We start from the raw sequence: 11,765 nt of genomic DNA, 5'->3' as shown, positions 1-11,765 counted from the left end.
CGGGCTTCCTACACGTTCGCGGGTGACCACCCCCAAATTCATGATCGGGGCGTCCCCATGTTGTCCGGCCGTGTATCGAGGTGGACAACCGGGCTGCGGCGAGGCCCAGACGCCGCCCTCGATCACGGTTCAGGCAGGGATTCCGCGGATCGCGAGCGTGCGCAGGCGGCGGGACATGCGGGCCAGCGGCGGGCGGGTGGCCGGGTCCGGGTCGAGCGCCGGGAGCAGGATGTCGTCGAGGTCGGCCGCGTCCGGCCGGAGCAGGCCGGGCGGGATCGGCGGCGCGCCCGGGCGCAGGCCGGTGACCGCCTCGTAGATCAGCGCGGCCAGGTCGCGCACGTCCGCGGCCGGGCCGGGCCCGTCGCCGGGCACCGCCGAGAACGCGGCCCGGCCGAGGTCGCGCGGCACGATCCGGCCGTCCACCGTGCACAGCAGCGCGTCCGCGCACAGGGCGCGATGCGCGAAACCCCGGTCGTGCAACGCGTCCAGCACCGCGCAGAGCGCGGGCAGGCCACGCCAGAGCAGATCCAGGACATGCCGCGGGTACGGCGTGCCGCCCAGCACCTCCGGCAACGGCCGGGCGTCCGGCAGCGCCAGCACGAGCGTCACGCTGCCCGGGCCCGGCACGGTGTCGATCAGGCGCGGCAGGGCCGGGAGCACGTGCAGCCGGGACAGCAGCAGCCCCTGCGCGGTCACGTCGTCGAGCGCACGGTGGGCGGCCGGCGCGGGGCGGAACGCGTGCGCCTGCACCAGCCACACGTCGCGGCCGACCGGGGTGAGCTGCCGCGCGCGGGCGCGGCGCAGCTCGTGGCCCGGCCCGGCCACGCCGATGACCGGGTCCTGCAACAGGAACGCGGCGTCACCGAGCCGGATCTTGGCACCGGCCCGCCAGGCACCGCCCACGGCGGCAGGACCGCGCTGCATCGGGGCCGCACGACCGGCCTGGACCGCCTCGCCGCCCCCGGTCAGCGCCGCGTCGCCGCCCCCGGTCAGCGCCGCCTCGGCGAGCGCGATCAGGTCGGTCTCCGGCGGGAGCGGCACGTCGCGCAGGCGTGGCATGGCCGGGCCGATCTCGGCTTCCATGGCAGCCGACCCTAGCGGTGGCCCGGTCCACGATGGGGGGACCGGGCCGGGTACCTCCCGTTCGTACCCATTGGTGAGTTCTTCAGGCCAGGTCGGTGCGGGCCGGTTCCGCGCCGGTGAAGAAGTGCTGCGCCACCTCGCGACGGCGCTTGTCCAGCGGCATGCCCGCGGTGTACGCCCGCGCGTCCCGCCAGAACCGGTCGAAGCCCTGTTGGGCCGAGGCCGGCCAGTCGCTGGTCGTCTCGTACAGGCCGAACGTGACCTCGGTGGCCAGGTCGGCCGCGAGGATCGGCAGCCGGGACACGCGCGCGGCCAGCTCGGCCCGTTCCGGCCAGGTGAGCGTGGGCCGCGCGGCCGCGTCGCTGAGCCGCTCCGCCACCCGGTTCGCCAGCTCACCGGCCGCGTCCAGCGCGGCCAGCCAGGTGCCGTAGCCGGCGAGCGCGCGGGCGCCGGGCGGGGTGGCGCCGGGCCCGCCACCGCGGCAGTACCGCATCGCACCCTCCGCGATGCCGAGGCAGAGGTGGCCGGAGACGGCCTGGACCGCGAGGCCGAGCAGCGAGGCGCGCGGGGTGGCGGTGTCCGGGTCGAGCGAGCAGACCACGTGCTCGGACGGGATCCAGACCCGGTCGTACCGCACGTTGATACCGTCCGGGCGCGGCACACCGCTCTCCGGCTCGGGCGTGAACGTGACGCCCTTGCTCTCCCGGGGCACGCCGACCAGCAGCGGCTCCGCGCTGCCGGTGTCGGCCGCCGCGACCACGGTCATGTCCGCGGTGGCGACGCCGATCGGGGCGAGCCGGGTGCCGGAGAGCCGGTATCCGTCGCCGTCCGCGGTGAGGTCGAGCGGCGCGGCGCCGGGCACGACCACGTCGCTCCACAGCCACTGGCGCTCCGCGGACGGGCGCCCGAGCAACGACTGCACGCGCGGTCCGCCGGCCAGCCAGATCGAGGCGTTGCTGACGTAGTGGTCGCCGAGCAGGTAGCCGATCCGGCCGTCCGCGCGGGCCAGCACTCGGACCGCCGCGAGCGCGGTGCGCCAGGTCAGCCCGGCACCGCCGTGCGCGGCCGGGGTGAGCAGCGTGAGCAGCCCGTGCTGGCGGAGCAGCTCGGCCTCGGCGACCGGCGGCGCCGGGTCGCGGCCGTCGGTGCGGCGGGTGTGGCCGTCGACCAGTTCGGCGACTCGCTCGGCGCGGGTCACCCAGCGGCGGTGCTCGGTCTCCCGTTGCTCGGGGGTCGGCGCGCGTCCAGCTTTCACCGCGCCAAATTAGACGATTGACGCCGCTTTCGGGGGGACACGACGGGATTTTTCCATCCAGTACCACATCGGCCGTTCGGACGAAGCCATTCGGGCGAAGCCGGTCGGGAAGCCGGTCGCACGAAGCCGTTCGCGCGTGCGCGTGACCGATACGCTGCCGTGCGTGACGTGGGTTCCCGGGAGCCGGCGGCGTCCGGCGCTGTTCCGCAGACTGCCGTGGGGCCGGGCGGATCCGCCGCGGCCCCCGCTGTCCATCGCGGACGAGTCGGCGTACCCGGCGCTCGCCGGCGAGCTGGCCCTGCTGCGCGCGGAGCTGGTACCGGCGTTGCTGCGGGCGCAGCGGGACGCGGAGCGGCATCAGCGGCGGCACCGGCGGCAGCGGGTGGTGATGCCGGTGCTCGCGATGCTGACCGCGGTGGGCGGCGCGGCGCAGGCGGCGTGGGCGTCCTCGCCGTGGCCGGGCGTCGTGACCGGTCTGGCCGCGGCCGGCGCGACCGTCTTCACCGGTTACGCGCTGCGCCGGCGGTCGCTGCGGGACTTCCAGCGCTGCCGGCGGCGGGCCGAGGCGCTGCGCACGGTCTACTTCCGGTTCCTGACCGGCACGCTGGCCGGCGAGACGGAGCTGATCTCGGCGATCGCGCGGGCGCGGTCGGATGCCGCGGCGGCCGGCCGTGGGTGACCGGGACGAGCAGGCGCTGCGGGCCTACCTGCGGCATCGGTACGCGGACCAGTTCGCCTACTACGAGAGCCGCGCGGACGAGTACGCGTCCGCGCACGGCCAGGCGCTCACGATCAGCACCGTGCTGCTGCTCGGGGCCGGCGTCTGCGGCGTGCTGGGCGCGGCGGACGTCTGGTCGTTCCGCTCCGGCTGGGGCGTGCTCGCGGTGGCGCTCGCCGGCCTGGCCACCTTCGTCAGCGGATACGACGCGCTCCTGGGTCATGAGCCGATCGGCGAGCTGTACCGGGACACCGCCGACCGGCTCTACGCCCTGCGCGTGGTGGAGCCGGACCCGTCCACCGCCACGCCCGCCGCGATCGCGGCCTACGTGGCCGAGGTGGAGGCGGTCCTCGCCCAGGAGCACGCGCGCTGGGAGGAACTGATCGACGACCCGCCGGACCTGCGCCGGACGTGAACGCGCGGAGGGGCGCCCGCGATCGTCGCGGGCGCCCCTCTCCCCCTTGGCGCGGTAGGTGAGCTGAAGGGTCAGCCGGCCGCGTAGAAGCGGTACTCGGCGCGGTAGGCGACGCCGAGCCGGGTGCCGTCGGTGCAGGCGCCGGCCGGGGCCGCGCCGCCGCTGGTGGCGAGCCGGTGGATGAACGTGACCTTGCCGAAGACGCCGTTGGAGCCCGCGGCCGGCGTGGCCTTGAGCAGCAGCTGCGCGATCGAGCCGGTGACCGGCGAGCTGGCCTGCGAGGTCGCGCTGACCAGCGAGCCGTCGTCGATCGACTCCCACTGCGGGCCCTTGAAGTGGATCGCGGTGACCGGGCGGTTGTTGACCCGGCCGGTCATCGTGGCGACCGGCTCGGTGAAGACCCAGGCGCCGGCGGTGCAGGTGTAGACCTGCTGGCCGCGGGCCGCCATGGTGCCGATCAGGCGGTTGCCGGCCGGGACCGCGATCTCCTGCGGGATGCGCGGGCCGCCACCGCGCGCCTCGGCCGCGACCTCGGTGGTGCCGGTGGCCGCGGTGTCGGTGGCCTGCTCAGCGGCGTTGGCGGTGGCGAGCGTGCCGCCGATCAGCGCGCCGGCGATGGCGACCGCGCCGCCGACCTTGAACATCCGAGACTTGGTCTTGTTCACGTGTCCTCCAAAGGACCGGTTCCGGGTCAGTGCGGCGCACCCGCCTTGTCGCCCCGTGGTGCGCCGCCGCCACCGAACACGGATCGGGGACGTCCGGCGGTTCAAAGGTGGAGCGAGATTCGTCAAAGAATTTTTGAGCGCGAACCATATTCACGTCCAGTTCCGGTGTCGCATTGCGCCATTCACGGAAAGCACCAGGCAAACCATTCATCGGTACGCCGACACATCTCGGCGTGCATTCAACGCAGCGTGTCCGACGAAGCACATCCTGGTCACCATGTCCGGAAAATGGCCAAAAAGCGTCCGGACGGCCAGGGGAAAGTGTCTGCTGTGAGTAACGGACATCGCGGCACCAGGGGCGGAAACCGACGGCTGGCGACGGGGCAACGGACCGATTCGTCAGTCGTCGCATCACGCCACCGAACGAACGGTGCGAGCGACACACCGACCGAGAGGTGACACACTTGCGCACAATCGTTCGCCGGACCGCGCTCGTCGTTCTCGCCCTCGCCGCCGCCATCGGCCTGACGCTCGCCGCGCCCGCGGCGTCCGCGTCCGCGGCGGCACGGACGGCCACGCTCGAGGCCCAGGTGATCTCCCTGACGAACAAGGCGCGGATCAGGGCCGGCTGTGAGCGGCTGGTGATCAGCCGCACGCTGTCCAAGGCCGCGGAACGGCACAGCGCTGACATGGTGCGGAACCGCTTCTTCAGCCACACCGGCGCGAACGGCAGCAGGTTCACCGAGCGCACCAAGCGGGCCGGGTTCACCCGGCGGGCCATGGGCGAGAACATCGCCTGGGGCTACCGGGACGCGCGGGGCGTGACGCGTGGCTGGCTGAACAGCCCGGGCCACCGCCGGAACATGCTGAACTGCGACTCCACGACGATCGGCGTGGGCGCGGTGCGCAACGCCGACGGCGTCCTCTACTGGACGCAGGAGTTCGGGACCTAGGGCCTGTATCGAAGTGGGAGACGGGCTGCGGCGTGGCCCAGGCGCCGCCTGGCCGCACGGCGCAAAAGCCCACATACAACACCGGTATGAGGGCTTCCGCGCCGCGCACCCAGACGACACCTGGACCTCGCTTCGCTCCGGCCCCCACTTCGATACAGGCTCTAGAAGGCTAGGCGCGGACGGCGCCGACCGTGGCGTCCACGGTCGGCAGCCGCAGCACGAAGCTGGCCCCGGACGGCTGGTGCGGCCGGTACGTCACGTCGCCGCTGTTCGCGACCGCGAGCTGGCGCACGATGTAGAGCCCGAGCCCGGTCCCCTTCTTGGTCGGCGCCACCCCGCTCGTGGCGCGCGCGAACCGGTCGAACAGGCGCGGCACGAAGTCCTCCGGCACGCCCTCGCCCGAGTCGCTGATCTCGATCTCGATGCCGTCCGCGGTGGACAGCGCGCGGATCAGGATCGGCGGCTCACCGTACTTCAGGCCGTTGCCGATCAGGTTGACCAGCATCTGGTGCAGCTGACGCGGGTCGGCGAGCACCCACAGCCGCTCGTCCGCGGTCACCGTGATGCCGGCCCGCTCCTGCACCGGCAGGTGCACGAGGCACTCGGCGATCACGTCCGCCAGCCGCAGCGGCGACGGGTGCGCGAAGAGCGTGTCCGCGTCGACCTGGGTGAGCGTGAGGATCTCCTCGACGTACCCGCTCATGCTGGCGGCCGTGGCCGCGATCCGGTCGACGTCGCGGCGCTTGGCCCGGTCGTCGGTGTCGTCCCACATGTCGGTGAGCAGCTCGCAGTACCCGGCGATGGTGGCGATCGGCTGCCGTACGTCGTGGGTGAGCATCGCGACCATGTCGGCCACCCGCTGGTTCGCGGCCTGCAACTCCGCGTTCGCCGACTGCAGATCGCGGGCGCGGGCGGCCAGTTCCTCCCGGTACGCCCGCTGCTCCTCCTGCCGGCGCGCCCGCTCGGAGACGTCAAGCAGCTGCGTGCTGAAGTGCAGCGGCTCGCCCAGCTCGTCGTGGATGATCGTGCTGGTCACCTCGACCGGCACGGTGCGCCCGGCGGTGTGCCGCAGCCGGACCGTCGCCGTGAAGCCGGGGATCTCCCCGGCCATCGCGCGGTCCGCGAGCGCGGCGAGGGTCTCCGCGTCGTCCGGGTGCAGGATCTCCGGCCAGCCACCGGGCGGCGGCACCTCCGGCGGATGCCCCAGGAGCGCGCCGAACGCGCGGTTGACCCGCTCGATCTCGCCGTCCGTCCGGGTGACGACCATGCCGAGCATGGAGTAGTCGAACAGGCCGCGGAACTGGGCCTCGCTGGCGCGTAACGCGGCCCGGTTCCGGCCCGCGCGCGCGGCGGTGAAGACCGCGATCAGGCCGAGTGCGGCCAGCCCCGCCGCGGTCGACTGCACGGCGACGTTCGCGCCCAGGACCGGGCCGTAGAGACCGGACACCGGCACGGCCGCGACGATCCGCCAGTCCACGTCCGGGACCGGCTGCGCGTCGAAGTACCACTGGGCGTCCGCCGGCCCGTAGTGGCCGGAACTCGCGCCGGCCAGCGCCTCGGCGAGCACCGGGTCCCGGCTGGCCAGCGGCAGTGGCCACGGGGGCAGGTTGTCGCTGCCGGCGACGAACCGGCCGTCGGCGTCGAGCAGATAGACCTGCGCGCCGGGTATCGAGATCGCGTGCTCCAGGTAGCGGCCGATCAGGCCGGACTTCCCGTCGCCGCCGGCCAGTTCCGCGACCGCGCGCGCGGTGTTCTGCACCCGGTCGCCGAAACGGTCCTGCATCGCTCGTTCGCCGCGCTGCTCCACCCAGAGCACGCCCCACGCGCCGATCCCGCAGAGCACCAGCCACATGGCCAGCGGCAGCGCCAGATGCCGCCAGTCGGTGCGAACGATTCGGCTCAGCACGCGCGCCGTACCCCCTCTGGCATGTTCAGAACGCGAGTTCTGCCGCGGCGATCCGATGGAGATCGATGTGCGGCATCATCCGGCCCTGCTCCTCGGTGCCGATCTTGACGAGCGGGCTGTTGCTCAGCGACCGCCCGCTGTACTCGTTCTCACCGCCGGACTCCTCCCAGACCGAGTCCTCGATCGCGTGCAGCGACGGCACCACGAAGCCGACCGCGCTGGTGCCGCCGCCGTCCCGTTCCACGCCGACGAGCAGCACCCGCGACGTGACCGGGTCGATCTCCTGCCAGCGGCCGAGCAGCGTGGGCAGGCACAGCAGCGGCACGGAGGTGCGCCGATGCGTGAAGACGCCGCGGATCGCGCCGCCCGCGTCGAGCGGGATGATCTCCTCCGGGTACGGCAGGATCTCCCCGATCTGGGACAGCAGCGTCGCCGCCTCCACTCCCACGCTGTAGGTGAGGAACTTCCGCACGCTCTGCACCACGCGCCGGCCCTCGCGGGTGCGCTGGGCGCCGACGCGCGGCGGCTCGGACGGCACTTCGCCGGGTGCCCGACCGGTGGCGGCCGCGGCCTTGCGCGGGTCGAGCGGCAGGCCGAGCGCGGCGAGCGCGTCCAGCTCCGCGTCCCGGCGCATGGCGGCGCCGTCGACCATCACGTACTGCCGGCCGCTCTCGTACTGCAGCACGCCGGCGAGGAACTCGGACTTCGGCATGCCGAGCGGCGGCAGCGGAAGCACGTCCGAGTTCGGCACGGACGCGATGTGCGCGACGTCGTTGACGGTCAGCACGATCAGGCCGCGGGGCAGCGCCAGCACGACGCCGCGCAGCGGGCCGCCCTCGGCCATCGCGCCGAGGCCGAGCAGCCCGAGCGGGTCGACCGCGGGCACCGCGTGGCCGTGCAGGTGGACCACGCCGCGGCAGGCCGGCCCGTCCAGCGGCGACATGCGCACGGTCAGCGTCGGGATCACCGAGTGGACGTCGTTGACCTCCATCGCCAGGCCGATCTCGCCGCAGGTGATCAGCATGACGGTGCGCCGGGACGCGTCCGCGACCACGCCCTCGGCCTCGACCGGCACGCCGCGCGGCCCGGTGTCCCGGACGACCGGCATGCCGGGCAGCGCCGCGATCGCCTCCGCGTCCAGCAGCGACACCACCGCGTCGTCGTCCGGGCGCTCGAAGCTGTGCGAGAACAGCGACGGCAGGTCGCCGCCGACCGTCATCCGCATCAGCGCGTCACCGGCGACCCGGCTGACGCCCTCGATCTCGTCCGCTATCAGGCCGAAGACCCGGCCGTCCTGGGCGACGATCACGATGACCTGGTCGTCCGCGGTCTCCTCGATGCCCTGCAGCTTGCGCAGGTCGAGCACCGGGATGACCAGGTGGCGCAGGTTGACCGCGCCGACCAGGCCGGGCGCGCGGGCCGGCAGCGGGCTGAACGTCGGCGGGCACGGGATGACCTCGCGCAGCTCGGTGAGCGGCAGCGCGACCCGGATCCGGTCGATCCGGAAGACGCCGAAGAGCGTGTCCGCGCTGGCGTGCAGGCCGACGAAGTCCGACTGCGCGTCGAACATCGCGGTGGTCACGACGCCTGCCCGACCTGGTCGAGCTGCTGCTCCGCCATGCTGGTCTCGCTGCCGGACTTGGTGAGCTCGTTGATCAGGCGGGTGACCGTGACGGACGCGGCCTGCTGCTTCTGGGTGGAGTCCGCGATCCGCCGGATCGACTCGCCGGTGGAGCCGACGCTCTTCAGGATGTCGGCGAACGCGGCCTGCGCGCGGTGCGAGACCTGCGAGCCCTGGCCCACCCGGGCGGCCGACTCGTGGATCAGGTTGCTGATCTCCCGGGCCGCCTCGGACGAGCGTTCCGCGAGCTTGCGGACCTCGCCGGCGACGACGGAGAAGCCGACGCCGTGCTCACCGGCGCGCGCGGCCTCGATCGAGGCGTTGAACGCGAGCAGGTTCGTCTGGCTGGCGATCTCGCTGATCACCTTGACGATCGCGGCGATCTGGTCGGACGACTTCTCGATCAGGTCGATCGCCTCGATCGACTTGCGCAGCTCCTCGAAGCCCTGCTCCGCGTTGCTCTGCGTCTCGCCGGCCAGGCCGCTGGCCTGCTGCGCGTTGACCACGATCTCGTCGATCGAGTCGGCGAGCGCCTTGATCGAGTCGGCCATGTCGCGGGTCTTCGTGGTCAGCCGCTGCTCCAGCTCGACCTGCTCGGTGATGTCGTGCGCGTACTTGACCACCCTGATCGGCTCGCCGCGCATGTCGAAGATCGGGTTGTAGCTCGCCTGGATCCAGACGTTGCGGCCGTACTTGCCGACCCGGTGGAAGCGGCCGGAGAGGTACTCACCCTTGCGCAGCCGCAGCCAGAAGTCGCGGTACTCGGCGGACGTGATGTAGTCGCTGTCGCAGAGCATGCTGTGGTGCTGGCCGACCAGCTCGCGCAGCGAGTAGCCGAGCGCGCGCTGAAAGTTCTCGTTCGCCACGAGGATGTTGCCTTCCAGGTCGAACTCGATCACGGCCTGGGCGCGGTTGATCGCTCGGTCCTTGCCGACGAACTCCGCGTTGCGGATCTTCGCGTCCGTGACGTCCACCGCGTACTTGACGATCTTGTACGGGCGCCCGTCCAGGTTGAAGATCGGGTTGTAGGTGGCCTGGATGTAGACGTCCCGGCCGCCCTTGGTGCGCCGGCGGTACTCGCCCGCGTCGAAGTCGCCGCGGGACAGCTTCTCCCAGAACGCGGCGTACTCGGAGGACTTCGCCTCGTCCTCGTCGACGAACATCCGGTGGTGCTTGCCGCGCACCTCCTCCAGCGAATAGCCGAGCAGGTCCAGGAAGTTCTGGTTGGCGCTGAGCACCCGGCCCTGCAGGTCGAACTCGATCACGGCCTGGGCGCGGGCGATCGCGGTCACCTTGCCCTCGAACTCGACGTTGCGGGTCTTCTGGTCGGTGACGTCGGTGGCGTACTTGACGACCTTGAACGGGTGCCCGGACAGGTCGAAGATCGGGTTGTAGCTGGCCTGCAACCACACCTCCCGGCCGCCCTTGCCGACCCGTTTGTACTCGCCGGACTCGAACTCGCCGCGGCCGAGCCGCTGCCAGAACTCGCGGTACTCCGCGCTGGACGAGGTGGCCGCGTCCGCGAACATCCGGTGGTGCTTGCCGACGATCTCCGAGTCGGCGTAGCCCATCGTCTCCTGGAACAGCTGGTTGGCCCGCAGGATATTGCCCTTGAGGTCGAACTCGATCACGGCCTGGGAACGGTCGATCGCGGTCACCTTGCCCTCGAACTCCGCGTTGCGGATCTTCTCGTCGGTGACGTCGATCGCGTACTTGACCACCTTGAACGGGCGGCCGTTCACATCGAAGATCGGGTTGTACGTCGCCTGCAGCCACACCTCCTTGCCACCCTTGCCGACCCGCTTGTACTCCCCGGACTCGAACTCGCCGCGGGCCAGCCCCTGCCAGAAGTTGCGGTACGCGGCGCTACGGCCCTCCTCCTCCTCGACGAACATCTTGTGATGCTGGCCGATCACCTCGGACAGCTCGTAGCCGACCGTGTTCAGGAAGTTCTGGTTCGCGTCCAGGATCATCCCGGAGAGGTCGAACTCGATCACGGCCTGCGCCCGGGAGATCGCCTTGACCTTGCCCTCGAACTCCGCGGTGCGCAGCTTCTGCTCGGTCACGTCGAGCGCGTACTTCACCACCTTGAACGGCCGGCCGTCCAGGTCGAAGATCGGGTTGTAGGTGGCCCGGATCCAGATCTCCCGCCCGCCCTTGCCCATCCGCTTGAACTCGCCGGACTCGAACTCGCCGGCGCGCAGCCGCTCCCAGAACCTGTCGTACTCCGGGCCCTCCCCGAAGGCCGCGTCGCAGAGCATCTTGTGCTGCTTGCCGACCAGTTCACCGAGCGAGTAACCGGTGAGCGCGAGGAAGTTCTCGTTCGCGTGCAGGATACTGCCGGTCAGGTCGAACTCGATCACGGCCTGGGCGCGGTCGATCGCGGCGTACTTGCCCTTAAGCTCGCCGATCTGCCGCCGGTCCTCGGTGATGTCGTACGCGGTGACCAGCACCGTGTCGGAGAGCTTGATCTCGGCCGGCGCGGGTGCGGCACCGGAGGCGGACGCGCTGGTGGCGGTGGCAGCCTCCCTGGCTGCGGCCGCGGCCGCCGCGGCCGTGGTCGCCTTCGCGGGCGCGGCCTTCGCCGGCGTCGAGGCCTTGGCCGTCACCTCCACCGGGCCGCAGTTGAGCCGCAGCCAGCGCTGCCGGCCGCTGCCGTCGGAGATCGCGGTGACCTGCTCGATGAACTCGCCGCGCGCGGCCGCCTCCAGCATCCGGTCGACCAGCGGGCCGGGCATCTTCCAGAGGTGCTCGAGCTTGATCCCGACCACCTTGTTGATCGGCATGTCCGCGATGTCCAGCACGCGCTGGTTGACGGCCAGGATCGAGCCGGACTTGGCGTGCAACGTCAGCACGAGACGCTCCTGCAGCAGCAGGCGTAGCGCCGCGCCCTCGAGCATCGCCCCGCTCTCGGCGTTGATCAGCGAACCGGAATCAGCCACTGTGTTGCTCCCCCTCGGCGCGGTCCCCGCCCTGTTCTCCACCCTCTGATCGGCACCCGGAACGCCACCTTGAGACAACCGGGCCGCAACCGTTCAGACGTCGTCACCCGGCAGTTCCGCTCTCGCGGCGAATCCCGTAAGTCCGGAAATATCCGGTGACGGGCCAGCGGTAGCGGTGCCTGCCGGTTGCCGTTCGGTGCGGCGCTC

At 72.0% G+C, this 11,765-nt stretch carries 9 protein-coding genes; 3 read left to right on the top strand and 6 right to left on the bottom strand.

From position 1 onward, the window contains the following. Nucleotides 1–129: 129 nt before the first annotated feature. Together J2S43_RS40745 and J2S43_RS40740 are read right to left on the bottom strand one after the other, a co-directional pair. Nucleotides 130–1,083 carry a protein kinase family protein gene (locus tag J2S43_RS40745; RefSeq protein WP_306838641.1) on the bottom strand — a complete coding sequence of 318 codons (954 nt, stop codon included), beginning with the start codon at nt 1,081–1,083 and terminating at the stop codon, nt 130–132. An 82-nt stretch (nt 1,084–1,165) separates the two neighbouring features. After that, entirely contained in the window at nt 1,166–2,338 is a 1,173-nt protein-coding gene (locus tag J2S43_RS40740; protein ID WP_306838639.1) for an acyl-CoA dehydrogenase family protein, read from the bottom strand. Nucleotides 2,339–2,501: 163 nt separating this feature from the next. On the opposite strand from J2S43_RS40740, the gene J2S43_RS40735 reads away from it, so the two are divergent. Together J2S43_RS40735 and J2S43_RS40730 are read left to right on the top strand one after the other, a co-directional pair. Then, nucleotides 2,502–3,017 carry a DUF4231 domain-containing protein gene (locus J2S43_RS40735; protein ID WP_306838637.1) on the top strand — a complete coding sequence of 172 codons (516 nt, stop codon included), beginning with the start codon at nt 2,502–2,504 and terminating at the stop codon, nt 3,015–3,017. Then, nucleotides 3,010–3,471, top strand: coding sequence for an SLATT domain-containing protein (locus J2S43_RS40730; protein ID WP_306838635.1), 462 nt, complete (start codon nt 3,010–3,012; stop codon nt 3,469–3,471). The genes J2S43_RS40735 and J2S43_RS40730 overlap by 8 nt, the downstream gene beginning before the upstream one ends. Before the next feature lie 71 nt (nt 3,472–3,542). Here J2S43_RS40730 and J2S43_RS40725 read toward each other — a convergent pair whose 3' ends face one another. After that, nucleotides 3,543–4,136, bottom strand: coding sequence for a DUF3455 domain-containing protein (locus tag J2S43_RS40725; protein WP_306838633.1), 594 nt, complete (start codon nt 4,134–4,136; stop codon nt 3,543–3,545). A 464-nt stretch (nt 4,137–4,600) separates the two neighbouring features. On the opposite strand from J2S43_RS40725, the gene J2S43_RS40720 reads away from it, so the two are divergent. Then, nucleotides 4,601–5,089, top strand: coding sequence for a CAP domain-containing protein (locus J2S43_RS40720; RefSeq protein ID WP_306838631.1), 489 nt, complete (start codon nt 4,601–4,603; stop codon nt 5,087–5,089). Between the two features lie 169 nt (nt 5,090–5,258). On the opposite strand, the gene J2S43_RS40715 is transcribed toward J2S43_RS40720, so the two are convergent. The 3 genes from J2S43_RS40715 to J2S43_RS40705 are packed head-to-tail and all read right to left on the bottom strand — an operon-like array spanning nt 5,259 to nt 11,558. Then, nucleotides 5,259–6,995, bottom strand: coding sequence for a sensor histidine kinase (locus J2S43_RS40715; RefSeq protein WP_306838630.1), 1,737 nt, complete (start codon nt 6,993–6,995; stop codon nt 5,259–5,261). Nucleotides 6,996–7,020: 25 nt separating this feature from the next. Continuing rightward, the gene (locus tag J2S43_RS40710; RefSeq protein ID WP_306838628.1) at nt 7,021–8,577 is read right to left on the bottom strand and encodes a chemotaxis protein CheW; all 1,557 of its coding nucleotides are present in this window, start codon (nt 8,575–8,577) and stop codon (nt 7,021–7,023) included. Next, complete coding sequence (locus J2S43_RS40705; protein ID WP_306838625.1) at nt 8,574–11,558, bottom strand: methyl-accepting chemotaxis protein; 2,985 nt, start codon at nt 11,556–11,558, stop codon at nt 8,574–8,576. Before J2S43_RS40705 ends, J2S43_RS40710 begins: the two co-directional genes overlap by 4 nt. Between the last annotated feature and the right edge of the window lie 207 nt (nt 11,559–11,765).

Source organism: Catenuloplanes nepalensis (genome assembly GCF_030811575.1).
Classification (GTDB): domain Bacteria; phylum Actinomycetota; class Actinomycetes; order Mycobacteriales; family Micromonosporaceae; genus Catenuloplanes; species Catenuloplanes nepalensis.
The sequence above is the reverse complement of the archived record's forward strand: the minus strand, read 5'-3'. Positions and strand labels throughout refer to the sequence as shown.